22 protein-coding genes and 1 tRNA gene are annotated in these 23,781 nt (G+C 65.6%); 6 read left to right on the forward strand and 17 right to left on the reverse strand.

Annotation, left to right across the window (positions count from 1 at the left end; translation table 11 throughout):
- Window position 1 precedes the first annotated feature (1 nt).
- Window positions 2–802, reverse strand: a complete 801-nt coding sequence (locus NTCA1_RS19955) for an SDR family NAD(P)-dependent oxidoreductase (protein WP_159831604.1) — start codon at window positions 800–802, stop codon at window positions 2–4.
- Window positions 803–814: 12 nt separating this feature from the next.
- Entirely contained in the window at window positions 815–2,239 is a 1,425-nt protein-coding gene (locus tag NTCA1_RS19960; RefSeq protein WP_236549482.1) for an aldehyde dehydrogenase family protein, read from the reverse strand.
- Between the two features lie 239 nt (window positions 2,240–2,478).
- Between NTCA1_RS19960 and NTCA1_RS19965 the strand changes: the two genes are divergently transcribed.
- Complete coding sequence (locus tag NTCA1_RS19965; RefSeq protein ID WP_159831631.1) at window positions 2,479–3,930, forward strand: NAD-dependent succinate-semialdehyde dehydrogenase; 1,452 nt, start codon at window positions 2,479–2,481, stop codon at window positions 3,928–3,930.
- Window positions 3,931–4,161: 231 nt separating this feature from the next.
- On the opposite strand, the gene cydX is transcribed toward NTCA1_RS19965, so the two are convergent.
- The 3 genes from cydX to NTCA1_RS19980 are packed head-to-tail and all read right to left on the reverse strand — an operon-like array spanning window position 4,162 to window position 7,034.
- A complete protein-coding gene (gene cydX, locus NTCA1_RS19970) occupies window positions 4,162–4,278 on the reverse strand; it encodes a cytochrome bd-I oxidase subunit CydX (protein WP_086493335.1) in 117 nt (38 codons plus the stop codon).
- Window positions 4,279–4,288: 10 nt separating this feature from the next.
- Window positions 4,289–5,437 carry a cytochrome d ubiquinol oxidase subunit II gene (cydB, locus tag NTCA1_RS19975; RefSeq protein ID WP_159831605.1) on the reverse strand — a complete coding sequence of 383 codons (1,149 nt, stop codon included), beginning with the start codon at window positions 5,435–5,437 and terminating at the stop codon, window positions 4,289–4,291.
- 13 nt (window positions 5,438–5,450) lie between these two features.
- Window positions 5,451–7,034 carry a cytochrome ubiquinol oxidase subunit I gene (locus NTCA1_RS19980; RefSeq protein WP_201282551.1) on the reverse strand — a complete coding sequence of 528 codons (1,584 nt, stop codon included), beginning with the start codon at window positions 7,032–7,034 and terminating at the stop codon, window positions 5,451–5,453.
- Window positions 7,035–7,165: 131 nt separating this feature from the next.
- Between NTCA1_RS19980 and NTCA1_RS19985 the strand changes: the two genes are divergently transcribed.
- Window positions 7,166–8,755, forward strand: a complete 1,590-nt coding sequence (locus NTCA1_RS19985; RefSeq protein ID WP_236549483.1) for an ABC transporter ATP-binding protein/permease — start codon at window positions 7,166–7,168, stop codon at window positions 8,753–8,755.
- 17 nt (window positions 8,756–8,772) lie between these two features.
- Window positions 8,773–10,365: an amino acid ABC transporter ATP-binding/permease protein gene (locus NTCA1_RS19990; RefSeq protein WP_159831607.1), complete on the forward strand. Its 1,593-nt coding sequence runs from the start codon at window positions 8,773–8,775 to the stop codon at window positions 10,363–10,365.
- A 5-nt stretch (window positions 10,366–10,370) separates the two neighbouring features.
- On the opposite strand, the gene NTCA1_RS19995 is transcribed toward NTCA1_RS19990, so the two are convergent.
- Together NTCA1_RS19995 and NTCA1_RS20000 are read right to left on the reverse strand one after the other, a co-directional pair.
- Window positions 10,371–10,763, reverse strand: a complete 393-nt coding sequence (locus tag NTCA1_RS19995) for a helix-turn-helix transcriptional regulator (RefSeq protein ID WP_159831608.1) — start codon at window positions 10,761–10,763, stop codon at window positions 10,371–10,373.
- A 4-nt stretch (window positions 10,764–10,767) separates the two neighbouring features.
- Window positions 10,768–11,430 (reverse strand): redoxin domain-containing protein, encoded by a 663-nt coding sequence (locus NTCA1_RS20000; protein ID WP_159831633.1) that lies wholly within the window; start codon window positions 11,428–11,430, stop codon window positions 10,768–10,770.
- A gap of 160 nt (window positions 11,431–11,590) precedes the next feature.
- On the opposite strand from NTCA1_RS20000, the gene NTCA1_RS20005 reads away from it, so the two are divergent.
- Entirely contained in the window at window positions 11,591–11,908 is a 318-nt protein-coding gene (locus NTCA1_RS20005) for a hypothetical protein (RefSeq protein WP_159831609.1), read from the forward strand.
- A gap of 31 nt (window positions 11,909–11,939) precedes the next feature.
- On the opposite strand, the gene NTCA1_RS20010 is transcribed toward NTCA1_RS20005, so the two are convergent.
- The 8 genes from NTCA1_RS20010 to pepN all read right to left on the reverse strand — a co-directional run bounded on the left by NTCA1_RS20010 (window position 11,940) and on the right by pepN (window position 20,635).
- Window positions 11,940–13,202, reverse strand: a complete 1,263-nt coding sequence (locus NTCA1_RS20010; protein ID WP_159831610.1) for a tyrosine-type recombinase/integrase — start codon at window positions 13,200–13,202, stop codon at window positions 11,940–11,942.
- Window positions 13,203–13,368: 166 nt separating this feature from the next.
- Window positions 13,369–13,442, reverse strand: a tRNA-Gly gene (locus NTCA1_RS20015).
- Window positions 13,443–13,581: 139 nt separating this feature from the next.
- Window positions 13,582–14,118 (reverse strand): adenine phosphoribosyltransferase, encoded by a 537-nt coding sequence (locus NTCA1_RS20020; protein WP_133084971.1) that lies wholly within the window; start codon window positions 14,116–14,118, stop codon window positions 13,582–13,584.
- A 94-nt stretch (window positions 14,119–14,212) separates the two neighbouring features.
- A complete protein-coding gene (locus NTCA1_RS20025; RefSeq protein ID WP_086493328.1) occupies window positions 14,213–15,025 on the reverse strand; it encodes a cytochrome c1 in 813 nt (270 codons plus the stop codon).
- 27 nt (window positions 15,026–15,052) lie between these two features.
- Window positions 15,053–16,351 carry a cytochrome b N-terminal domain-containing protein gene (locus tag NTCA1_RS20030; RefSeq protein ID WP_086493327.1) on the reverse strand — a complete coding sequence of 433 codons (1,299 nt, stop codon included), beginning with the start codon at window positions 16,349–16,351 and terminating at the stop codon, window positions 15,053–15,055.
- A 23-nt stretch (window positions 16,352–16,374) separates the two neighbouring features.
- Window positions 16,375–16,908 carry a ubiquinol-cytochrome c reductase iron-sulfur subunit gene (petA, locus tag NTCA1_RS20035; protein WP_086493326.1) on the reverse strand — a complete coding sequence of 178 codons (534 nt, stop codon included), beginning with the start codon at window positions 16,906–16,908 and terminating at the stop codon, window positions 16,375–16,377.
- A gap of 285 nt (window positions 16,909–17,193) precedes the next feature.
- Window positions 17,194–17,964 carry a peptidoglycan editing factor PgeF gene (gene pgeF / locus NTCA1_RS20040; protein WP_133084994.1) on the reverse strand — a complete coding sequence of 257 codons (771 nt, stop codon included), beginning with the start codon at window positions 17,962–17,964 and terminating at the stop codon, window positions 17,194–17,196.
- A 16-nt stretch (window positions 17,965–17,980) separates the two neighbouring features.
- The gene (gene pepN / locus NTCA1_RS20045; RefSeq protein WP_133084972.1) at window positions 17,981–20,635 is read right to left on the reverse strand and encodes an aminopeptidase N; all 2,655 of its coding nucleotides are present in this window, start codon (window positions 20,633–20,635) and stop codon (window positions 17,981–17,983) included.
- Between the two features lie 78 nt (window positions 20,636–20,713).
- Here pepN and NTCA1_RS20050 point away from each other — a divergent pair, with 78 nt between their 5' ends.
- The gene (locus NTCA1_RS20050) at window positions 20,714–21,574 is read left to right on the forward strand and encodes an SDR family NAD(P)-dependent oxidoreductase (protein ID WP_133084973.1); all 861 of its coding nucleotides are present in this window, start codon (window positions 20,714–20,716) and stop codon (window positions 21,572–21,574) included.
- On the opposite strand, the gene NTCA1_RS20055 is transcribed toward NTCA1_RS20050, so the two are convergent.
- Together NTCA1_RS20055 and NTCA1_RS20060 are read right to left on the reverse strand one after the other, a co-directional pair.
- A complete protein-coding gene (locus tag NTCA1_RS20055) occupies window positions 21,484–22,404 on the reverse strand; it encodes a DMT family transporter (RefSeq protein WP_133084974.1) in 921 nt (306 codons plus the stop codon). The genes NTCA1_RS20050 and NTCA1_RS20055 overlap by 91 nt on opposite strands.
- Window positions 22,401–23,396: a low specificity L-threonine aldolase gene (locus tag NTCA1_RS20060; RefSeq protein WP_133084975.1), complete on the reverse strand. Its 996-nt coding sequence runs from the start codon at window positions 23,394–23,396 to the stop codon at window positions 22,401–22,403. Before NTCA1_RS20060 ends, NTCA1_RS20055 begins: the two co-directional genes overlap by 4 nt.
- A 54-nt stretch (window positions 23,397–23,450) precedes the next feature.
- Between NTCA1_RS20060 and NTCA1_RS20065 the strand changes: the two genes are divergently transcribed.
- The gene (locus NTCA1_RS20065) at window positions 23,451–23,741 is read left to right on the forward strand and encodes a GNAT family N-acetyltransferase (RefSeq protein ID WP_086493322.1); all 291 of its coding nucleotides are present in this window, start codon (window positions 23,451–23,453) and stop codon (window positions 23,739–23,741) included.
- Window positions 23,742–23,781: the final 40 nt, after the last annotated feature.

Here is a 23,781-nt window from a genome sequence, read left to right on the forward strand (position 1 = left end):
GTCAGCCTCCTACCTTGCGACCGGCCGAGAGCCCCCCGTCCACGGGAAGGTTCACGCCGGTAATGTTGCTGGCGAGATCGGAACAGAGGAACAGTGCCGCCGAAGCGGTGTCGCGCGGGTCGATGGCGCGGCCCAGCGGATGCGCGCGGCCCATGCCTTCCAGGATGCGGTCGCGATTCGCGCTGTCGGGGTCCATCCCGGCATAGTGGGTGAGCATGCCCGCCGGGCAGACCGCGTTCACGCGAATGCCCTTGTCCGCCACTTCGATGGCGAGCGCGCGGGTAAGCTGCACCACTGCGCCCTTGGTGGCGCCGTAGAACACGCCGCCATAGCCGATCAGCCCGGCGACCGAGGCGGTGGAGACGATGGCGCCGCCCTCCCCTTGTCTCTCGAACTGCCGGATCGCCGACTGGCAACCGTGGATCACGCCCATAACGTTGACCTCGGCCACGCGGCGCATGTCCTCGCCCTCGCATTCCACCAGCGTGCGCAAACCTTTGCCGGGGATCGGGCTGATGGTGACGCCGGCGTTGTTGTAGATGCAGTCCAGCCGCCCGAACGCCTCCACGCCCGCCGCCACCGCGCCATCGACCGAGGCGGGATCGGCAACGTCGCACCCGGCGGCGATGGCCTCTCCCCCTTCGGCGCGGACCATGGCCGCCGTCGCTGCCGCGTTGTCTGCGTTCACATCCGCCGCGATCACTTTCGCGCCATGCTCGGCAAAGAGCAGACAGGCGGCGCGGCCGACGCCCGATCCGGCCCCGGTAATCAGTGCGACTTTGCCTTCGAGCAGTCCTTGCATCCCGGTCCCTCCTTACCCGCCGATGTTGAGCGTGGTCATGATCTGGAATTCGCGCAGGCCCTCGACGCCGCGCTCGCGGCCAAGGCCGCTCATCTTGATGCCGCCGCCGCTGGCATGGCTGGAGGCGAGCGCGCCGTTGACGTTCACCGCGCCGCTGCGGATCTTCAGCCCCACCTCCAGCGCCTTGACCTTGTCCTTGCCGTGAACCCAGCCGGACAGGCCGAAGCGGCTGTCATTGGCCATTTCCACCGCGTGATCGAGGTCGCGGTAGCCGATCACCGAAACCACCGGCCCGAAGATCTCCTCCTGCGCGGCGGGATTGGCATTGTCGGGCAGGTCGAGCACGGTGGGCTCGAAGAAATAGCCTTTCTCCAGCCCCTCCGGCCGCTTGCCGCCGCAAACCACGCGGCCTCCCCCGGCGACGGCAGCGGCCACGAAATGCTCGCACCGCGCGCGCTGGGCGGCGCTGACGACCGGGCCGAGCTGGGTCGTCGGATCGCCGGCCGGTCCGATCTTCACGCCCGAGAGCAATTTCGCCATCGCCTCCAGCACTTCGGCCTTGCTCTCCTGCGGTACGAAGACGCGGGTGCCCAGCACGCAGCCCTGCCCGGCGTGCGAAGTGCAGACGCTCATCGCCGCCATGGCCGCGCGGTCCACCGAATCCGGCAGGTAGATCTGCACCGACTTGCCACCGAGTTCGAGCACCAGCCGTTTCAGCGTACCCGCCGCCTGCTTCGCAACCTCCACGCCCACGGTGGAGGAGCCGGTAAAGCTCACCATGTCCACGCGGGGATCGCTGGTCAGCGCCTGCGCGCCTTCCACGCCCGCCTCGGTCACCAGGTTGAACACGCCCTTCGGCAGCCCGGCTTCCTCGGCCGCTTCGGCAAAGGTGCCGGAGGACAGCGGCGTCAGCGGATTGGGGCGCAGGATCACCGTATTGCCCGCCACCAGCGCCGGCACGACTTTCCAGAGCGCGGTGTAGAAAGGCACATTGTAGGCCGAAATCGCCGTCACCACCCCGATCGGTGACCAGCGCTTGACGCTCTGCACCGTGAAATAGGGGTTCACCCGCTCATGCAGCGGCAGCGGATTGTCCTCGATCTCCGGCAGGCGCAGGGCCATCTCGACGATCTCGCGCGCCATGCGCAGGGGCGAGGCGACTTGCGCGCCCATGACCGTGGAGGAAACCGGGCACCCCGCCTCGCGCACGGCAAGGGACCTCAGGCGCTCTGCCCGCGCGTCCAGGGCGTCGGCGAAGCGCATCACCGCGGCGGCGCGGTCGCGCATTGCAAGCCCGGACCACGCGCCGCGATCGAAAGCGCGCCGCGCCGCGGAAATGGCGGCGTCCACTTCCGCTGCGGACAATCCCGGAAACCTTGCGACGACACTCTCATCGGACGGATCGAGCACAGCTATCGCAGCGCCCGTTCCGGCCACAAAGGCGCCGTCGATGAAGCCTGCATGTTTCAGCCGCTCTCTCCCGATATAATTCGTTATTTCGAACTTATATTCGCAGATGAGACTATCTCAGGCCCAGTCGCAGGTCAATCGCGTGCGCGCTTCCGGCAGATCAGGCAGTGGTCACGGTTGTCTGCCGCCCAAGCGATCCCTATTCCATGGAGGCAACGCGAGGCGATGCGCCCGGCATCGCCGCAATCAGCGAGGACCTGCACGACATGGCGTACACCGACTTCCTCCGGCAGCAGTGCTACATTGACGGCAAGTGGTGCGATGCCGATTCCGGCGCCACGCTCGGCGTGACCGACCCCGGCACCGGCGAGACGATCGGCACTGTCCCGAAGATGGGCGCGGAGGAAACCGCCCGCGCCATCGATGCCGCAGAGAAGGCCCTGCCGGCCTGGCGCGCGAAGACCGCCGGAGAGCGCGCCAAGCTGATGCGCAAACTCTTCGAACTGATGATCGAGCATCAGGACGATCTCGGCGAACTGCTCACCCGCGAACAGGGCAAGCCGCTGGCCGAAGGACGCGGCGAGATCGCCTATGGCGCCAGCTTCATCGAATGGTTCGCCGAAGAGGGCAAGCGCGCCTATGGCGACGTGATCCCCGGCCATGCCCCGGATCGACGCATCGTCTGCATCAAGCAGGGCGTTGGCGTGGTTGCCGCGATCACGCCCTGGAACTTCCCCAATGCGATGATCACCCGCAAGCTCGGCCCGGCGCTGGCGGCGGGCTGCACGATCGTGATCAAGCCGGCATCGGCCACGCCGTTCTCCGCCCTTGCCATAGCGCGGCTTTGCGAGATGGCGGGCATTCCGGCGGGCGTCGTCAATGTCGTCACCGGCAGCGCCGGGCAGATCGGCGGCGCGCTGACCGCCAGCCCGAAGGTCGCCAAGCTGACCTTCACCGGCTCCACCGAGATCGGCCGCGACCTGCTGCGCGAATGCGCGGAAACCATCAAGAAGACCTCGATGGAATTGGGCGGCAATGCGCCGTTCCTGGTGTTCGACGATGCCGACGTGGATGCCGCGATCGACGGCGCGATGATCTCCAAGTTCCGCAACGGCGGCCAGACCTGCGTCTGCACCAACAGATTCTATGTGCAGGAGGGCGTCTACGACGAGTTCGTGGAGAAGCTCGCCAAGCGCGTCTCCGGCATGAAGGTCGGCTACGGGCTGGACGAGGGCACCGAAGTCGGCCCGCTGATCGACGAGAAGGCAGTCGAGAAAGTGGAGGAGCACCTCAAGGACGCCCTGAGCGGCGGGGCCAGGGTGCTGGCAGGCGGCCAGCGCAACGAACGCGGGGGTTCGTTCTTCAACCCCACCGTGGTCGCGGGCGTGAAGCCCGACATGAAGCTCGCGCGCGAGGAAACCTTCGGCCCACTCGCAGGCGTGATCCGCTTCACCGACGAGGCCGACGCCATCCGCATGGCCAACAACACCGAGTTCGGCCTCGCCAGCTACTTCTACGCATCGGACATCAGCCGCGTCTGGCGCGTGGCCGAGGCGCTGGAAGCGGGCATGGTCGGCATCAACACCGGCCTGATCTCCACCGAAGTCGCACCGTTCGGCGGGGTCAAGCAGTCCGGTCTCGGCCGTGAGGGATCGCACTACGGGCTCGATGACTACATGGAGGTGAAGTACCTCTGCATGGGCATCAAGCCGGCCTGAGAGTCTGTTTGAAAAATGCCTGGAGGGCATTTTTGAGCGGCACCGGCCCACGCCCCCACCCGACCTCCCACTCAGTGTATCCTAGATGGGAGGTCGGGTGGGGGCGTGGGCCGGTGCCGCCAAAATCCGCCTGCGGCGGATTTTCAAACGGACTTTGAAGCGCAGCTTCAAAAACGAAAAAGGGCAGGAGGCCATCGGCCCCCTGCCCTTTTTCATGCGCCGACCCTGAGGTCAGTCGAGCACGGTGTGCTCATCGGCCGGATCGGTGTGAAACTCGTGCCACACGCCGTTGATGATGCCGAAGCCCACGGCGAGGCTGACGCCGAGGATCCATGAGAAATACCACATCGTCTTGTCCTCAGTAGAAATCGGGGTTGAGGTTCACGTCGCGCGTCGTGATCCGGCCGAACATGACCTTGTAGGCCCAGGCCGTATAGGCCAGCACGATCGGCAGGAAGATCAGCGTCACCAGCAGCATGATGAACAACGTGGTGAGGCTGGACGAGGCGTTCCACACCAGCAGGCTGGAGCGCGCGTCGATCGAGCTGGGCAGGATGAAGGGGAACATCGACAGGCCGACCGAGGCGATGATGCCGAGGTTCGCCATGGAGGATCCCGCGAAGACCAGCACGTCCTTGCGTCCGCGAATGCCCAGGAGCGCCACCAGCGGTCCGGCAAGACCCAGCACCGGCGCCAGGATCATCCAGGGATGCGCGCCGTAGTTGGCAAGCCATGCCCCCGCCGCGTGGGCGGCCTCGGCCATGCGCGGGTTGGAGGGGCCGAGCGGATCGACCGTGCCGACCAGGCGGTAGCCGATATCGCCCATCGCCAGCCAGACCCCGCCCAGGGCGTAGAGCACGAAGGCTGCGAGCGCCGCGACCTGGCCGAAGCGCTGCGCACGGTCGCGCACCGGGCCGTCCTCCAGCTTGAGCGTCAGCCAGCCCGCGCCGTGCAGGACCAGCATCGCCACCGAGACGAGCCCGCCGAGCAGGGCGAAGGGGCTGAACAGGCCGAGCAGCGTGCCTTCGTAGAAGCTGCGAAGATCGCTATCGAGCCGGAAGGGAACGCCCTGAAGGACGTTGCCCACCGCCACGCCGAAGACCAGCGCCGGCACGAAGCCGCCGACGAACAGCGCCCAGTCCCAGCGCGCACGCCACGCCGGATCGGGCTTCTTCGAACGGTACTTGAAGCCGACCGGGCGCAGGATGAAGGCGGAAAGCACCAGGAACATCGCTAGGTAGAAGCCCGAGAAGCTCACCGCGTAGACGAAGGGCCAGGCGGCGAAAATGGCGCCGCCGCCGAGGATGAACCAGACCTGGTTGCCTTCCCAGGTCGGGCCGATGGCATTTATCACCATGCGGCGCTCGGCATCGGTGCGGCCCACGAAGGGCAGGAGCGATGCCGAACCGAGGTCGAAGCCGTCGGTCAGGGCGAAGCCGATGAGCAGGACGCCCATCAGCACCCACCAGATCAGCCGCATCGTTTCGTAGTCGAAGGGTATGGACATTGTGGCCTCCGTCTTACTCGGCCGGGATGGCGGTGAAGGTTGTGGCGGGCGCGCGCTCGGGCGAAGGCTGGCCTTCGTAGCCCTCGTAGACTTCTGGCCCGTGGCGAATGGTCGAGAGCATGAGCTTCACCTCGATCACTGCCATCACCCCGTAGAGCGCGGTGAAGCCGAAGATCGTCGCCCAGATCTGCGTCGTCGTCAGGCTCGATGCGCCCAGGAAGGTCGGCAGCACCCCGTCCACCGCCCAGGGCTGCCGGCCCAGTTCGGCGACGAGCCAGCCGATCTCGATCGCCAGCCACGGCAGCGGCATGGCGAGGACCGCGGCACGCAGGAACCACTTGCGGTCGAAGCGGCGGCGTACCGAGAAGGCGAAGGCGGTGGCGAAGAACACGATGAAGAAGAAGCCCAGCCCCGCCATGATGCGGAACATGAAGAACAGCGCCGGTACGTTGGGCACGGTGCTCCAGGCCGCCTTCTCGATCGTGGCGTCGTCGGCCTGACGCGGATCGGCCACGAAACGCTTGAGCAGCAGGGCATAGCCGAGGTCGCTCTTGTGACGCTCCCAGGCCTCGCGCGCGGCCATGTCATTGCGGTTGACCTTGAGCTTTTCCACCGCGTCATAGGCGATCACGCCCTGGCGGATACGGTAGTCGGCGCGCTCCACCAGCGGCACGATACCGGCGACTTCGCCCGAGAGACTGCGCGTGGCGATCAGGCCCAGCACATAGGGAACCTTGATCTCGTAGGCGGTCTCGTGCGCGGAGTTGGAGGGAATGCCGAAGAGCGTCAGACCGGCGGGCGCCTTCTCGGTCTCCCACATGCCTTCCATCGCAGCCAGCTTCATCTGCTGGTTGTCGGTAAGCGCGTAACCGCTCTCATCGCCCAGCACCACGACCGAAAGCGAGGAGGCGAGGCCGAAGGCGGCGGCCACGGTGAAGCTGCGCTTGGCAAGCTCGATATGGCGGCCGCGCAGCAGGTAGTAGCACGAAACGCCCAGCACGAAGACGGCGGCGCAGACATAGCCCGCGCTGACGGTGTGGACGAACTTGGCCTGGGCCACCGGGTTGAAGAGGACGTCCTTGAAGTTGGACACCTCCATGCGCATCGTCTCGGGGTTGAACACCGCGCCCGTGGGGTGCTGCATCCAGCCGTTGGCGATGAGAATCCACAGCGCCGAAAGGTTAGAACCCACCGCGACCATGATCGTCGTCAACAGGTGGCCGCGCTTGGAAAGGCGGTCCCAGCCGAAGAACATCAGGCCGACGAACGTGGCTTCGAGGAAGAAGGCCATGAGCCCCTCGATCGCCAGCGGCGCGCCGAAGATGTCTCCCACATAGTGCGAATAATAGGCCCAGTTGGTGCCGAACTCGAACTCCATGGTGAGGCCGGTGGCCACGCCGAGCACGAAGTTGATGCCGAAGAGCTTGCCCCAGAACCGGGTGAGGTCCCTCCAGATGGGACGATCGGTTATGACATATACACTTTCCGTAATTACGAGAATGAAGGAAAGGCCCAATGTCAGGGGAACGAAGAGAAAATGGTACAGCGCCGTCAAGGCGAACTGCAGCCGTGATAGTTCAACCACTGCCATGTCGATCATGTCGAATCCCGCCGTTTTAGCGGCTTGAGGCGGAGAGAAAGCGTTTGCCTCAAGCTAGTTGGTTTCGTAGGGTCGCGTTAGGCTTGCTTCGGAAAGCTGTCAAACTTTACTTACATGGTTTATTTAATTTGATCTATGTCAAATTTGCACGGGTACTGATCCCCGCTGCCTGGCTTGTCGATGTGGCTGGTGCCGCGCTCTTTGCGTGGGGTGTAGCAAGCGGCGTTGGCGCGATTGCGACAGAACATGGAGCATCGGGGGTCGTCACGCTGCTGCCGCCTGCTGCATGGATAATCTGCGGCGCGCTGCTACGCGCGTTCGCCACCTGCACGGTCGACCGGCTGGCGGTGGGGGCAGCGCAGGCCGCCAGCCGCACACGACGGGCCGGGCTCTGGCAGAAGCTGCTGGGCGGACGACTGGCGAGACCGATCTCCTCAGGCGAAAGCGCAAACCTTGCCCTCGACCATAGCATGGCGATCGAGAATCGTGACCAGCGGTTTTCCCCTATAAGGATCAACGCCATAGTCGGCCCCCTTGTGGTCGCCCTGATCGTCGCCCCGGCAAGCTGGGTGGCGGCGGCGATCATGCTGGCGACACTGGTGCCTTTCACGCTCGGCATGATCCTGGCGGGCACGGCATCCCGCCGCGCGGCCGAGCGCCAGCTGGACGCGCTGGGCGCCCTGTCCGGGCTGTTCGTGGACCGGGTCACGCACCTGCCGCTGATCCGCCATTTCGGCGCAGAGGCACGGATCGGCAGGCAAGTGCGCTCGGCCACCGGCGAAGTCGCCCGGCGCACCGTCACGGTCCTGCGCACCGCCTTCCTGTCCAATGCCGTGCTGGAATTCTTCTCCGCCCTCTCGATCGCGCTGGTCGCGGTCTACTGCGGCTTTTCCCTGCTCGGCCTGCTGCCCTTCCCGGCGCCGGAAAAGCTCACGCTCGTCCCCGCCTTCTTCGTGCTGGCCATGGCCCCGGAATTCTACCTGCCGATGCGCCGCCTCGCTGCCGCCTATCACGAGAAGCAACTGGGCGAAGCCGCCGCCAAGGCGCTCGCGCCCTTCGACGACCAGCCTGCCGCGCCGAAGGCAGCCCCACATGGACCCGCCACGACTTTCGACGGGCTTCACGTGGAACACCTGAGGCTGGCCTTTCCCGGCATTTCCGTGGGGCCTCTCAGTTTCGAACTGGCAGCAAGCGACCTTGCCGCCCTCTCCGGCCCGACCGGCAGCGGCAAGACCAGCACCCTTGCCGCCATTGCCGGACAGCTCGTGCCCGCCTCCGGCCATATCGCCACGCTTTCGGGCACAGCCCTGCCGCCGGGTTCGGTAGCCTGGGCGGCGCAGCGGCCGCTGCTGATGACCGGAACGCTCGGCCATAACCTCGCGCTGGCCGCGCCCGGCACCTGCGACGCCGAAGTGCTGGCGGTGGCCCGGCAAGTGGGCCTCGGCGACGTGCTGGACCGGCGTGGCGGCCTGGCCATGGCAGTGGACCATGCCGGTTCCGGCCTTTCCGGCGGTGAGCGCCGCCGCATCGGCCTCGCCCGCGCGATCCTCTCGGGCCGCCCGCTGATCCTTTGTGACGAACCCACCGCCGACCTCGACGAAGCCTCCGCAGCCGCGATCATCGCCCTGCTGGTGACGCTTTCCGCCGAGCGCTGCATCCTCGTCGCCACCCACGATGCCGCCCTGATCGCCGCCGCGCGCCGGGAGATTGCCCTGTGAATGCCTCTCCTGAAACAATGACCCCTCCCGACATCGCCCGCCCCGCCGTTCTGGAAACAGCCGGGCTCGCCCGCCGCCACCTCTTTTTTGCCAGCCTCTGCGCGGGCCTTGCCGCCCTGGCCGCGATCGGCCTGCTCGCCGTCTCGGGCTGGTTCCTGACCGCCGCGGCGGTCGCCGGATCGGCCGGCGTCGCCACCGCCATGGCCTTCAACTACCTGATCCCCAGCGCCGCGATCCGGCTGCTCGCGATCGCCCGCACGCTCGCGCGCTATGGCGAGCGGCTGCTGTCGCACAAAGTGGCGCTGGAAGGCATGGCGGAGCTACGCGGCTCGCTGTTCGACAAACTGGCCGCGCAGGACAGCCGCCATGCCCCGGACACGTCGCCGGGCGAGGCCAGCACCCGCCTGATCGACGACGTGGAAGCCCTGGAAGATCTGGTCATCCGCCAACCGGCGCGCCACGCCGCCGTGGTATCGGCGCTCGTCAGCCTTGCGCTCGTCGCATTCGGCGGATGGCGGGCACTGCTGTTCCTGGCAGCGATGATGGCCGCCCTGCCCTTCCTGTTCAGCCGCATCTCGGCAGCATTGACCCATGCACCAGCGGAGGAAGCCGCCGCAGCACTGGGCGACTTGCGCACCCGCTATGTCGAACTGGCCGGATCGCGCGCCGAAATCGCCGCCTACGGCCTCGCCGATCAGGCCCATGCCGAACTGGAACCGATCGCCCGCCGCCTCGACGAGGCCCGCCAGCGCCTGTTCCGGGCCGAAGCGCTTCAGGGCGCCCTGCTATCGATCTACGGCGCACTCGCGGTCGCCGGGGTCCTGCTGCTGGCCCGCGAATCGGCGCCGATGGTGGCGCTGGCCATGCTGGCTACCGCTTCCGCCGTTGAAGGCACGGGCGGGCTTTCCCGCAGCCTCCTGCGCCGCGCCTCGCTGGAAGCCGGCCTGCGGCGGATCGCCGCGCTCAATGCGCTCGACCCGGCGCTGCACCAGCCGGTTGCGGCAGCGCCCGGCACGCTCACCCTGGGCCGCAACCGCTTGGAACCCGGCGCGCGAATCGCCATCGTCGGCCCTTCCGGCTCGGGCAAGACCCGCCTGCTGCTGGCCCTGGCAGGCATGCAGGAACCGGTCGCGGATCTGCGCCTGCGCGGCGAGCCGCTCGCCACCTTGCCCGCCGCAGTGCTGAACGGCCAGTTCGCCCTCTCCCCGCAGGACGCACCGATGCTGATCGGCACCGTGGCCGACAATCTGCGCCTGGCCCGCCCCGGCGTCAGCGAGGCGGAAATGTGGGAAGCGCTGAAGATCGCCCAGCTCGACCGCCGCATCGCCCGCGACGAGACCGGCCTCGACACGCCCGTCAGCGAGGGCGGCGGCATTCTCTCGGGCGGCGAGCGCAAACGCCTCTCGCTCGCCCGCGCCCTGCTGGGCGGCCGCCCCTGGCTCGTGCTGGACGAGCCCAGCGAAGGGCTGGACCGCGACACCGAAACACGGCTGGTGGACAGCCTGCGGCACTGGCTGGACCGGACCGGCACCGGCCTGATCCTCGTCTCGCATCGCCCGGCGCCTCTCGCGCTATGCGAAAAGAGGCTCCAGATCGCCGAACTGGCCTGATCGGATCAGCGAAACACCCGCGCGAAGCGGGCCGCCCCGCCTTGCGGCGCAGTGCTGCCCGAAGGGGCGGAATCCGCGGCCTCCCGAGTGGGATGCGGGGCTTCCGCGGAGGGTCCGCCGAGCGCGGCGAGCGCCGCACAAGTCTCGGCCAAACGCGCCCTGTCGGTCCGGTAGAACACCTGCTTGCCGCTGCGCTCCGACAGGACCAGCTCCGCCTTGCGCAAGATCGAAAGCTGCTGCGACAGTCCGGGCTGGCCTATGCCGGTAACCTCCTCGATCTCACCGACCGAAAGCTGCCCGCCGCGAATGGCGTGCAGGATCTGCAGGCGTATCGGATGGGCCAGGGCGCGCAGCACTTCGGCCGTCTGCTCAAGCTCGAAAGCAATATCCCCGTCCATCGCGTCAGCCCTGCTTACCCAGAGAGGCGTGGAACCAACCCGCCGGATCCTCGGACGCCAGCGCGGCCTCGGCCGTCTCCCCCGGCAGCCCCAGCAGCGGCGCCCCCGGTTGCCAGTCGGCCGGGGCCAACCCCGCGCCATCCCGCACCGCCTGAAGCGCGGTCAGGACGCGAAGCATTTCCGGGATCGATCGCCCGACGGTCAACGGATAGCCGTTGCTCGCCTGAAGCACTCCGTCGGGATCGATGAAACAGGTCATCCGCACAGTGCCGCTGTCCCGCGCATCGGCGCCGACCATGCCATAGGCCCGGGCGACCTCCATGGTGGGATCCTCGATGATCGGAAAGTCGATGGTGACGCCGGCCGTGTCGCGAATCAGCCTGATCCACGCGAGATGCGAATAGAGACTGTCCACCGAGAGCCCGAGCAGCCTGCATCCCAACTCCGCAAATTGCGGCGCCGCCCGCGCCAGCGCGACCACTTCACTGGTGCAGACCGGCGTGAAATCGGCGGGATGGGAAAACAGGATCAGCCAGGACCCGCGATAGTCGTCGAGATCGATCGCCCCCTGCGTGCTGCGCGCCACGAATCGCGGCGCCCTGTCGCCAATGCGCAGTGGCGCGCATTGGCCCGGCACAGTTTCCCCGCTGTCATCACTTGCGATCATCATGACCAGATGGTTACAGATTTATCTTCTATCGTAAAGCGAAGGCGCCTGCTTCGCACCGAAATTCTCAGGAAAATCGGTCCCGAAAGCGAAAACCCAACGATTGATACTTCACTTCCCGTAAGTGTAACCAAAGGCAAGACGCTATCCCGGAGCCAGGATGACATACTTCGAGCACACGATCGCAGCCTTGATCATCCAGATCGTCATCGGCCGCCTAACCCGCAACTGGTGGGCAGGCGCCGCCCTGGCCTCCGCCTACTTCCTCGGCCGCGAAGTCGCGCAGTCGGAATACCGCTGGATCGAACTCTACGGCCACGGCCTGAGGGCGAACATGCCCTGGTGGGGCCCTTTCGACCTGCGCGTCTGGCCGAAACTCGACCAATGGATCGATTGGATTGGGCCGGCAGTATCGACTTGCCTTGTTGCCGTATTTGCTAGGAGCCGGAACATGCGGTCCACAGAAGCTGCGCCTTAATCGGTAGATATAGGCCACACCGCCCGCCGCCCTAAACGAGCGTCAATTTCGGCCCTTTTTCTCCGAATTTCGGACGAATAATTTCGGCACCGCAGCGTAAGTGATCAAGGTAGTCCGACCAATGCTGCATCATTCGGACACGTTCTTCCCAATGTTGTCCTCGTGTATAGGCCCGACGCACGGAATTGGGTTCTGCATGCGCCAATTGCCGTTCAACTGCGTCAGGGTTCCAAATGCCCATCTCATTGAGCAGTGTGGCTGCCGTAGCGCGGAAGCCGTGAGCCGTCATTTCGTCTTTCTTGTAACCCAATCGGCGCAACGCGGCATTAATTGTGTTGTCGGACAAGGGGCGGCTAGTGGATCGAATCGAAGGAAACAAATATTTGCTGAAATTTTCATCGTGATCGATCTCTCGAATTAAGCCGAGGACTTGTTGAGAGAGCGGTATTGAGTGCGGCCGCCGCATCTTCATCTTTTCTGGCGGGATGATCCAGACTTCACGCTCGAGATCGAATTCCTTCCATTCTGCATGCCGCAGTTCGCCTGGCCGGACAAAAGTGTGAGCGAGCACGCGCAGGGCGATCGCAGTTTGACGGCCGCCATCATATTCGTAGATCGCCCGCATGAGCGCGCCGACCTGTTTCGGCATAGTAATGGCAGGCCTGTGTACAATCTTGGGGGTCACCAGCGCACCGCGTAGGTCTACGCAGACATCGCGTTCTGCTCTCGCCGTAGAGATAGCGAACCGGAACACTTGTCCACACAGAGCACGGACACTCATAGCTGTGTAGAATTTCCTACTATTTTCAATTTTCTTCAGAGATAACAGTATTTCATGCGCTTTAATCTGCGAAATTGGGCGATTTCCGATGTCCGGCATAACCAATCCCAATTGCCACTCATATTTTTTCAACGATTTTGCAGATTTTTCTTCCAGCCGCATCTTTTCCAACCATTCCAGTGCTACCGACCGAAACGTGTTGTTCGCTGCGATGGACGCGGCAACTTTATCCAGCTTCGCCTGATGTACAGGATCTATGCCTTGTTCAAGGAGGCGGCGTGCCTCGAGCAATCGCTGACGGGCTTCTGCAAGGGTGACCTCAGGGTAGCGACCGAACGACGCCGTTCTCTGAAGTTGGTGCAGTTTGAAATTCATCCGCCAATAGCGGGCACCTGACGGCTTAACTAAAAGATACAGCCCATCACGGTCGGATAGCTTGTAAGCCTTATCCCTGGGGCGGGCGCGATCGACAGCTGTCGCAGAAAGCCCCGACTTGGGTGATTCGCCTGGCATTCGGTAAGGACCTCATTCAGCTCTTGAGAACTGCAGGTCCATATATGGCGCCAAATTTGACTGAGACGCGGTGAGACATACCCGGAACTGCCCGGATAGTATATCAGCCATAAGTCCCAGAAAACAGCCATTCACGGCCACTTTTGGGACCTTGTGAGACGCGCACTGGAGCGGGTAGCGGGAATCGAACCCGCATAGCCAGCTTGGAAGGCTGGAGCTTTACCACTAAGCTATACCCGCCCATTGCAGGGCTGTCCCGATCAGGGGACTTTCGTCCAGCCGCGTCGTGGCAGCCGCTTGCCACGACAGGACCGGATTCGTCAACGACTTCCTTGCGGTCTGTTGGCGATAACGGGTGGATAGTGTCCAGCCCTCGATCTCAGTGCCCCGGATAGTCCAGCAGGGCGTGAGGCGTGATCCCGGCCGTGCGCAGGCGTTCCGCGCCGCCTAAGTCCGGCAGGTCGATGGCGAAGAGGGCGTGTTCGACTTTCGCGCCGGCGCTGCGGAGCAGTTCGACGGCGGCTAGGGCGGTGCCGCCGGTTGCCAGGAGGTCGTCGATCAGGATGACGTGGTGCCCTTCTCCCACGGCCTCGGGATCAACTTCCAGCGTGTCCGTGCCATATTCCAGGGCATAGTCGATGGCGATCACCGGGACGGGGAGCTTGCCGGGCTTGCGGATCGATACGAAGCCCAGACCCAGCCGTGCCGCAATCGCCGCGCCGAAGATGAAGCCGCGTGCCTCGACACCGGCGATCACGTCGGCGCCCGAGGCCTTCACGATTTCCGCCATGCGCTCGACAGCGGCTGCGAAGCCGGGACCGTTGCCGACCAATGTCGTCACGTCGCGGAACAGGATACCGGGCTTGGGGAAGTCCGGCACGGTGCGCACCAGCGCCTTGATCTCGTCGAGGGTCATGGCCGAAGTCCTTAGGGGGTCGGTCCGCCAAACGAAAGGGCCTGCGCCATCCCGTGATGGCGCAGGCCCTTCGTTCAGGTCCGGGAAGGACGGCTCAGTGCTTCTTGCCAGCCCAGATATTCCGGTAGGACATGTAGCCCAGCACCGTCGCGAAGAGCAGGAAGCCCAGCACCGGCCAGCCGGTCTGCTTGCGCTTTTCCAGCTTGGGTTCTGCGGTCCAGATCAGGAAGGCCGAAACGTCCTTGGCCATCTGGTCGACAGTGCCCTTGGTACCGTCGCTGTAGGTCACCTGGCCTTCGCCGGTGAGCGGCGGCGGCATCGCGAGGTTGAGGTTGGCGAAGTACGGGTTGTAGTGCAGGCCGTCCGGCGTCTTCGCATCCGGGAACTTCTTCAGAAGCTCGGCGGGCTGGTTCTGATAGCCGGTCAGCAGCGAGTAGACGTAGGCCGGGCCGTCATGACGCGCCTTCGTGATCAGCGAGAGATCGGGCGGCGTGCCCTGCCCTGCATAGAGCACCGGCGGGAAGTAGTCGGTCGCCATGCCTTCGCGGGTTTCCACTTCGCCCGTGGCGTTGTTGTAGACCGGAACCTGGAAGCCCTTGGCGATCGCCTTCACTTCGGCGTCGTTGTAGCCGAGCGCCGCAAGGTCGCGGAAGGCGACGTGGCGCAGGGCGTGGCAGGCGGCGCAGACTTCCTTGTAGACCTGGAAGCCGCGCTGGAGCTGCTGGCGGTCGAACCGGCCGAAGGCGCCGTCGCTGGCGAAGCTCACTTCCTTGGGGTGGAGGTGGAATTCATGCTCGGCGGTTGCGGCGGGCGGCTCGGTGATCTGCTGGTAGGCCCCCTTGCCGAAGGACCAGGCCAGCGCCACCGTGAAGAACAGCCCGACGAGGATCGAGAGAATGCGTGCCATGTCTTTCGTCTTTCGTTCCAGCTGTTGTCAGGCGACCGTCGCCGAAGGCGCGGGGGCGAGCTTGGCCGCCTCATCCTCGCCGAGGACGGACTCGGTGATGGAGAAGGGCAGCGGGTCGGGCTTCTCGATGGCCGAGACGATCGGGATCACGATCAGGAAGTGCGCGAAGTAATATAGCGCCGCGATCTGGCTGAGCATCACGTAAGGCTCTTCCGCCGGGGCGCCGCCGCAGTAGAACAGCACCGCCATGGCCGGGATCAGGCCGAAGAAGAAGAACTTGCGGTAGAGCGGCCGATAGGAACCCGAGCGGACCGGCGAACGGTCTAGCCAGGGGAGGAAGAACCACACGAGGATCGCCCCGAACATCGCCAGCACGCCCATCAGCTTGGCCGGGATGATGAAGAAGTCCTGGGTGAAGGCCCGCAGGATCGCGTAGAACGGCCAGAAGTACCATTCGGGCACGATGTGCGCGGGCGTGCTCATCGGGTTGGCCGGAATGTAGTTGTCCGGGTGGCCGAGCGCGTTCGGGAAGAAGAACAGCGCAGTGCAGAACAGGATCGCGAAGACGCCGATCGCCCAGCCGTCCTTGGCGACGTAGTAGGGGTAGAACGGCACCGTGTCGCTCTCGCTCTTCACTTCGACGCCGGTGGGGTTCGACGAACCCGGGATATGCAGCGCCCAGATGTGCAGGATCACCACGCCCACGATCACGAAGGGCAGCAGGTAGTGCAGCGAGAAGAAGCGGTTGAGCGCGGCATTATCCGGCGCGAAGCCGCCGAGCAGCCACTGCTGGAGCGGCTCGCCCACGAAGGGAATGGCGCCGAACAGGCCGGTGATGACCTTGGCCCCCCAGAAGCTCATCTGGCCCCAGGGCAGGACGTAGCCCATGAAGGCCGTGGCCATCATCAGCAGGAAGATCACCACGCCGAGCAGCCACACCATTTCGCGCGGGGCCTTGTACGAACCGTAGAAGAAACCGCGGAAGATATGGACGTAGATGACGACGAAGAAGGCGGAGGCGCCGTTGGCGTGCGCATAGCGCATCATCCAGCCCCAGTTCACGTCACGCACGGTCTGTTCGACGGTGTCGAAGGCGACTTGCGTATTGGCCGCATAGTGCATGGCCATGACGATGCCGGTGACGATCTGCAGGACGAGGCAGAGCGCGGCGAGGAAACCGAAGTTCCAGAAATAGTTCAGGTTGCGCGGAACCGGATAGCCGCCGCCGACCGAGTTGTAGACGAGGCGCGGCAGGGGCAGCCTGTCGTCCATCCACTGCATGAAGGGGTGGCTCGGCTTGTATTCCTTGGCCCAGGGAAAGCTCATGTTCTTGATCCTCTCTCTCGGCCTCAACCGATCTTTACGACCGTGTCGGTGGTGAAGGCATATTCCGGGACTTCCAGGTTCTTGGGCGCCGGTCCTTTGCGGATGCGGGCCGCCGTATCGTAGGAAGATCCGTGGCAGGGGCAGAAATAGCCGCCGAACTCGCCCTTGGGCTCACCCTCTCCGGCGCCGAGCGGGACGCAGCCGAGGTGGGTGCAGACACCCATGGTGATGAGCCAGTTTTCCTTGCCTTCCTTGGTGCGTTCCTCAAGCGTCTGCGGGTCGCGGAGCGAGGCAACGTCCACCTTGTTGGCTTCGGCGATCTCATGCGGGGTGAGGTTGCGCACGAAGACGGGCTGTTTGCGGAAGATCGCCTTGATGGCCTGTCCGGGCTGGATCGAGGAAATATCGACTTCGGTGGAAGACGCCGCGAGAACGTCCGCGGACGCGGACATCTGGCTGACCAGCGGGACGACGATGCCCACGCCGGCGACGCCCGCCGCGCTTACCGCGGCGATATTGATGAAATCGCGCCGCCGCACGCCATCTGCTTCTGCCATGATTGCCCTTGCCTTGTTATTGACAACCTACTCCCGGGATTCCGGTAGCAAGCCCAGATTCCTGACCAATTCTATTTTTTGCCTGGTATCCCCGTAACGGCCCCCCGTTGACGGTTAGAAGCCTCGGGAGCGACCCGAAACGAATACCGACTTTGAGGCTCTGATATACAGGGAAACCTGCCCTGCCAACCGTGTTTTTGGTCGGGCAGGACAGGATGGTCATCAAGGAATTCAAGGTATAACCTGTCGGCGCAGGTGACGGGCGGGTCTTTTTCAGCCCCTTTTTCAGCCCACCGCGATCAGGGATATCTGGCGCCCATAGGCAGGCTCCGCGCGGTGCGTAGCACGGCGATAGGAGTAGAACCGCTCCGGCGCTGAATAGGTATCGAGGCCCAGGCGCTCCACGCCCGCGATCCCCGCCGCTTCCAGCCGCGCTGCGACGTAGAGCTCCAGATCGAACTGCCAGTGCCTTTCGCGGCCTTCCACGAAGAACCGCGCGTTTACGCCGTTCTCTGCAAGGAACCGGTCGCGGAAAGCCTCGTCCACTTCGTAGGAATGCCGCGCGATGCACGGCCCTACCGCCGCGACGATGCGCGCGCGCTGCGCACCCAGCGATATCATCTGCGCGATGGTGCTGTCGGTCACGCCGCCGACGGCGCCCTTCCACCCGGCATGGGCCGCGCCGACGATGCCCGCTTCACGGTCTGCCAGCAGCACCGGCGCGCAGTCGGCCGTGACGACGCCGATCAGCACGCCGGGCCGGTCGGTGACGAGGGCATCGGCATGGGGGCGATCGGCATCGCGCCACATATCCGCGCCAAGCACCACGCAGTCGGGCGAGTGAACCTGGTAGACCGAGACAAGCGGCGCGCCCGGCAGGACGGCAGCGGCGGCCCGGCAGCGGTTTTCCGCCACGGCGGCCGGTTCGTCGCCGGAGCCGAGGCCGACATTCAGGCCCGCCACCTCGCCGGTGCTGACACCGCCCCGCCGGCCGAGGAAGCCGTGCGGCAACCCCTCCAGCAGGCGGGCGCGGTTGACCTCGACGGCTTCGGCCAGGGAATCAGCCCCAGAATCAGCCAAGACTCTTGCTCACCTGCTCCCGCACGTCGCGCGAGAGGTTGGGTTCGGCGGCGATCTTTTCCAGTTCGGCGCGCATCATCGCCGCGCGGGTGGGTTCGATCCGGCGCCAACGGCCCAGCTGCGGCACGAAACGCGCGGTGGTCTGCGGGTTGATCGGGTCCAGCTTGCGGATCAGTTCGCCGATCATCCGGTATCCCGCGCCGCTCGCGTCGTGGAACGCCTTGGGGTTGACCGCTGCGGTCATGTAGAGCGCACGGGCGCGGTTGGGGTTGTTCAGCGTGAAATCCGGGTGGCGGGAAAGCGCCTCGATATGGTCCAGCACGTGCGGATGGAAGGAACCGGCCTGGAGCGCGAACCACTTGTCGATGACGAGGGCGTTGCCCTCGTAGCGGCGGTGGAAGTCGGCCAGCGCCTCCTCGCGCTCGGGGCCTTCGAGGTTGCAGAGCACGGTGAGCGCCGACTGGCGGTCGGTCATGTTGTCCGCCGCGCGGTACTGCGCGATGGCGCGGCGGGCGCCTTCGGCGGCATCGCCCGAGGCGATCAGCACGAGCGCCTGCGCCTTGGTCTTGCGGGCACCGCGCGCGGCGGCATCGCGGCCATAGGGCACGGCGGAAACCCGGTCGTGCAGCAGGCCGAGAACTTCGGCCAGTTCACCGCCGAGCCAGGTCTTGAGCGCCTCGCGTTCCTCGTGGATCGCGGCGGGATCGGCCACCAGCACTTGTTCGGCAAGATAGGCGACGCCGGGCAGGACCATGAGTTCGCCGCGCATCAGGTCGTCCAGCGCCTCGTCCGCCAGCACGGCGGCGAAGGCCTCTCCGATCGCCCTGCGCCCCTCGGCGCGGGCGGCATCCGACAGGCCGCCGCCGACCGCCGCCACCAGATGCTGGACGACAAGGCTCTGCATCGCTTCGTAACGCGCGAAAGGATCGTCGTCATGCGCGGCCAGGAACACGAGATCCTCGTTCGAACGCTCCATGTCGATGGCGACCGGGGCCGAGAAACCACGATTGATCGAGACCACCGGCGGGCGGGCGAAACCGTCGAAAGTGAAGCTCTGACTGCCCTGGTCGAACACGATGAGCTGCTCGCCCGCATGGTTTCCGCTGTCACGGTCGAACAGGGCAAGGCGCAGCGGGATCGGCACCGGCTGCTTTTCCGGCTGCCCCGGCGTGGCGGGCACGATCTGGGTGAGCGTCAGCGTGGCCCGGTCGCCTTCGTGCGCCAGTTCGACGGCCACTTGCGGCGTGCCGGCCTGCGAGTACCAGAGGCGGAACTGCGTGAGATCCAGGCCGGTGCCGTCCTCGATCGCCTTGACGAAGTCCTCGCAAGTGGCCGCTTCGCCGTCGTGACGGTCGAAATAGAGGTCGGTGCCTGCGCGGAATTTTTCGGTTCCCGCCATGGTACGCATCATGCGGATCACCTCGGCGCCCTTGTTATAGACGGTCGCCGTGTAGAAGTTGCTGATTTCCTGATAGGAATCCGGCCTGATCGGGTGGGCGAGCGGCCCCGAATCCTCAGGGAACTGGGCCGAGCGCAGCACGCGGACATCCTCGATGCGCTTCACGGCTTCGCTGCCCATGTCAGCGCTGAACAGCTGGTCGCGCAGGACGGTGAAGCCCTCCTTGAGCGAGAGCTGGAACCAGTCCCGGCAGGTCACGCGGTTGCCCGACCAGTTGTGGAAATATTCGTGGCCGATCACGCTCTCGATGCCGTCGTAATCGGCATCGGTGGCGGTTTCCGGCTCGGCCAGGACGTAGCGGGTGTTGAAGACGTTGAGGCCCTTGTTCTCCATCGCCCCCATGTTGAAATCGGACACGGCGACGACGTTGAACAGGTCGAGGTCGTATTCGCGCCCGAATGCCTCCTCATCCCACTTCATCGAGTGGATCAGCGAATCCATGGCATGCTGGGTGCGCTGCTCGTCCCCGGCGCGAACCCAGATGTTGAGATCGACCTCGCGGCCCGAGCGCGTGGTGAAACGGGCACTGTTGGCCACCAGATCGCCCGCGACGAGCGCGAAGAGATAGCTCGGCTTGGGCCAGGGATCGTGCCATTCCGCCCAGTGGGTGCCGTCCTCGCCCTCTCCCGTCGCGGTGCAGTTGCCGTTGGAAAGCAGGATCGGGAAGCGGGCCTTGTCCCCCGCCATGCGCACCGAATAGGTCGAGAGCACGTCCGGGCGATCCGGGAAGAAGGTGATGCGGCGGAAACCCTCGGCCTCGCACTGGGTGCAGAGCATGCCGTTCGAGGCGTAGAGCCCCATGAGCTGGCTGTTCGCCGCCGGATTGACGGCGGTTTCGATGTCCACCTCATGGGCATCGCCGATGAGTTCGACGAGCAGGTCGGCGCCGTCCATGCGCCAGTCGTTCACCGCCTCGCCATCGACGCGCACGGCCAGCGGCGTAAGCTGGTCGCCGTTGAGGCGCAGGGTGGAGGTGCCGTTGCCTTCCGGGTTGCGACGCACCGAAAGCCGGGCCGAGACCTGCGTTTCGTCGACACCCAGCCGGAAATCGAGCGCGATCTGCGGCACCAGCCAGGCCGGGGGCAGATAGTCCTCGCGGCGGATCACCGGCGGAGCCTGCGGCGCGGGCGCGGCATCGGCGATCTGCGGGTTGGCGTCGGGCGTGGCGGGGGTGCTGGCAATGTCCATGTTGCTAAACTAGAGCCTTGTGCCTCGAATGCCAGACATGGCGCGACGAATTCACAGCCGAATCGAGAGGAAAGCTCCATGCCCGCCTGCCCGCCGAAGCGCCTGTTCATCTTCGGGCTGGGCTATACCGCGCGGGTGATTGCCGGTCGGGCCATGGCGCGCGGCTGGGAAGTGGTGTCCACCGGCAGCGAAGGCACCCTGTCCTTCGAGGACGAAGGCAATGTGCGGCTTGCCCTGGCCGATGCCGATCATGTCCTGTCCTCGGTCCCGCCCGGAAACGAGGGCCGCGGCGAGCCGCTGGACCCGGTGCTGGAGCGCTACGGCGATGTGCTGAAGGGTATGGCGCTCTCCTATCTCTCCTCCACCGGGGTCTACGGCGATACCGGCGGGGCCTGGGTGGACGAAAGCGCGCCGGTCGGCACCGGTCGCCGCGCCGCGCGGGCCGAAGCGGACGGCGAATGGCTCGCGCTGGGGGCAAGGGTCTATCGGCTGCCCGGCATCTACGGCCCCGGCCGCTCGATGCTGGACCGCGTGCGGGACCATCGCGCGCACCGGATCGACCTGCCGGGCCAGGTCTTCAGCCGCGTCCATGTGGAAGATATCGCCGCAGGCGTGATCGCCGGGCTGGACGGACCGGCAGGCGCCTATAACCTGGCGGACGACCTGCCCTGCGGACAGAACGTTCTCGTCGAGGAGGCCTGCCGCCTGCTTGGACTGCCGCTGCCGCCGCTCCAGTCGATGGACGAGGCGCAGCTTTCCCCGATGGCGCGCGGTTTCTATGCCGAGAACCGCCGCGTGGCGAACGGCAAGGCAAAGCGCGTACTCGGCTGGCGGCCGCGCTTCCCGACCTACCGCGAAGGACTGCGCGCTCTCAGCGCCACGACCAGTCCCACCGTCGCCAGCGCCGCCCCGGCCAGCGCCAGCACCGACCAGCGATAGCCCTCGAACAGGGTGGAGATCAGCATAGCGATGATGATCACCATCACGCCGTTATAGGCCGCCCTGCCCGCGCCGAGCTGGCGGATCAGCGTGTAATAGAGCGGGAAGGTCACCACCGAGCCGAAAATCGCCAGATAGGCCGTGCCCAGCCAGTAGGCCCCATCGCGGGGAATCACCGGCGGTCCGTCGAGGAACCAGGCGAGCGCAACGTCTGCCAGGGTGCCGTAGAGCATGGCCCAGGACAGCAGGCTCACCATCGGCAGGGCCTTGCCGGTCTCGTTGGCCTGGATGACGTTGGAGAACGAGGCGCAGATCATCGCGGTCAGCGCAAAGACCGTGCCCAGCAGCACTTTGCCGCCGAGCGGCGCCTCATGCGCCTCATGCAGCAGCAGAAGCGCCAGACCGGCTATCGCGATCAGGCTGCCGATGGCGAAGCGCCAGGTGATCGGCTGCTTCAGCAGGATCCGCGCGAGCACCGCATTGGGCACGAGCAGCAGCCCGATCATCACCGCCACGATGCCCGAGGTCAGGTGCATTTCCGCACGGTAGACGAAATTGTAGTTCCCGCAGAACTGCGCCACGCCTACCGCCAGCGCCAGCCATTGCCCGGCCGCGCCGAGCCGGAGGCTCTTCTTCATGGCCACCGCCACAAGGAACATCGCCGGGGTCGCCAGCACGAATCGCCAGGCGACGGACCAGCTGGCGGGTACGTCCCCGATCTGGCCGGTGATGACGAACCAGGTCGATCCCCAGATCACCGCGACCAGCAGGAACGGCAGGGCGACCGCCGGCGTCAGGAAGCCCGGCGTATCGTCGGCCGAGGCGCTCACAGCGCCGCAATCGCACGGGCAAGCGCCGAAACGTGATCCTCCCGCGAATCCCACGCGGTGACGAGGCGCGCGGCATCGTCGCCCCAGTCGTAGAATTCGAAGCCTTGCGCCCGCAGCGCGGCCCGTTCGGCGGGAGTGGAGATGAGGAACATCTCGTTGGCCTCGACCGGGTGCAGCAGGCGATCTGCCGCAGAGGCCGCGATTTCGGCGGCGGCGGCATTGGCGGCGCGCGCGTTGGCCAGCCAGAGATCGTCCTCCAGCATCGCCAGGATCTGCGCGGAAAGATAGCGCCCCTTCGATTGCAAGTGCCCCGCCCGCTTGCGGCGGAAACGGACCTTGTCGGCCATGGCGGGATCGAAGAAGACGATCGCCTCCGCGCTCATCGCTCCGTTCTTGACCATGCCGAAGCTCAGCGCATCGACGCCCAGCGCCGCATCCGCCGCGCTACCGCCCAGGAACGCCACGGCATTGCCGAAGCGCGCGCCGTCCATATGCAGGCCAAGACCCTTGCCCTTCACGAAGGCGGAAAGCGCGGCCAGTTCCTCGGGCTGATAGACGCAGCCATATTCGCTGGCCTGCGTGATCGAGACCGCATGCGGCTGCACCTGATGCACGCCGTCGCGGATCGGGCCGATCACGCGGGCAATCGCATCGGGCGTGATCTTCGCGCTCTCGCCGTCGGCCAGCAGCAGCTTGGCGCCGTGAAGGTAGAAACCGGGCGCGCCGCCCTCGTCCATCTCGATATGCGCCTCGCGGTGGCAGATCACCGCGCCATGCGGCTCAACCATGGCCGAAAGCGCCAGGCAGTTCGCCGCCGTCCCCGTCGCTACCCAGAGCGCCGCGCAGTCACGCCCGAACAGCGCGGAAAAGCGCGCATCCAGCGCCTTGCTGAGGCCGTCGCCATCGTAAGGCGAATCGGGCTCGTCGGCAGCCTTCATGGCATCCCAGACCCTCGGGTGGACCCGTGCGGCGTTGTCGGAAAGGAACTTCATGGCCATATGCCCTAAAGCGGACGCACTTGCCGTCAAGCAGACAGGAGCCCCCTTATGGTCGGAGTGACGATCACTGCCCACGAAAACGGAAATTCCGGCGAATACGTCGCCCATGTCGCGGACAGCGATGCCACCGGCCGCCTGACCTGGGCGGAGCGCGGCGGCGTGCGTTATGCCGAACATACCCTGGTGCCGCCCGCGATCGGCGGACGCGGCGTGGCCGCGCGGCTGGTCGAGGCCATGGTGGCCGATGCGCGGGAGAACCACTTCAGGATCGGCCCGCTGTGCAGCTACGTCGAAGCCGCGTTCAGGCGGCATCCCGAGTGGGCGGATGTGAAGGCGTGAAGAAGGATAAGGATACGGATAAGGATAAGGATAAGGATGA

This window comes from Novosphingobium sp. TCA1 (assembly GCF_009811895.1).
In the GTDB taxonomy this organism is placed as follows: domain Bacteria; phylum Pseudomonadota; class Alphaproteobacteria; order Sphingomonadales; family Sphingomonadaceae; genus Novosphingobium; species Novosphingobium panipatense_A.

Coding starts and splice junctions, on each gene's coding strand:
- NTCA1_RS20065 (WP_086493322.1), top strand. CDS start 23,451: ATGGTCGGAGTGACGATCACTGCCCACGAAAACGGAAATTCCGGCGAA.
- NTCA1_RS19955 (WP_159831604.1), bottom strand. CDS start 802: ATGCAAGGACTGCTCGAAGGCAAAGTCGCACTGATTACCGGGGCCGGA.
- NTCA1_RS20060 (WP_133084975.1), bottom strand. CDS start 23,396: ATGAAGTTCCTTTCCGACAACGCCGCACGGGTCCACCCGAGGGTCTGG.
- NTCA1_RS19990 (WP_159831607.1), top strand. CDS start 8,773: ATGACCCCTCCCGACATCGCCCGCCCCGCCGTTCTGGAAACAGCCGGG.
- NTCA1_RS20020 (WP_133084971.1), bottom strand. CDS start 14,118: ATGACCCTCGACGAGATCAAGGCGCTGGTGCGCACCGTGCCGGACTTC.
- NTCA1_RS20050 (WP_133084973.1), top strand. CDS start 20,714: ATGCCCGCCTGCCCGCCGAAGCGCCTGTTCATCTTCGGGCTGGGCTAT.
- pepN (WP_133084972.1), bottom strand. CDS start 20,635: ATGGACATTGCCAGCACCCCCGCCACGCCCGACGCCAACCCGCAGATC.
- cydB (WP_159831605.1), bottom strand. CDS start 5,437: ATGTCCATACCCTTCGACTACGAAACGATGCGGCTGATCTGGTGGGTG.
- NTCA1_RS20005 (WP_159831609.1), top strand. CDS start 11,591: ATGACATACTTCGAGCACACGATCGCAGCCTTGATCATCCAGATCGTC.
- NTCA1_RS19995 (WP_159831608.1), bottom strand. CDS start 10,763: ATGGACGGGGATATTGCTTTCGAGCTTGAGCAGACGGCCGAAGTGCTG.
- NTCA1_RS20000 (WP_159831633.1), bottom strand. CDS start 11,430: ATGATCGCAAGTGATGACAGCGGGGAAACTGTGCCGGGCCAATGCGCG.
- NTCA1_RS19965 (WP_159831631.1), top strand. CDS start 2,479: ATGGCGTACACCGACTTCCTCCGGCAGCAGTGCTACATTGACGGCAAG.
- NTCA1_RS20030 (WP_086493327.1), bottom strand. CDS start 16,351: ATGAGCTTTCCCTGGGCCAAGGAATACAAGCCGAGCCACCCCTTCATG.
- cydX (WP_086493335.1), bottom strand. CDS start 4,278: ATGTGGTATTTCTCATGGATCCTCGGCGTCAGCCTCGCCGTGGGCTTC.
- NTCA1_RS20025 (WP_086493328.1), bottom strand. CDS start 15,025: ATGGCACGCATTCTCTCGATCCTCGTCGGGCTGTTCTTCACGGTGGCG.
- petA (WP_086493326.1), bottom strand. CDS start 16,908: ATGGCAGAAGCAGATGGCGTGCGGCGGCGCGATTTCATCAATATCGCC.
- NTCA1_RS20010 (WP_159831610.1), bottom strand. CDS start 13,202: ATGCCAGGCGAATCACCCAAGTCGGGGCTTTCTGCGACAGCTGTCGAT.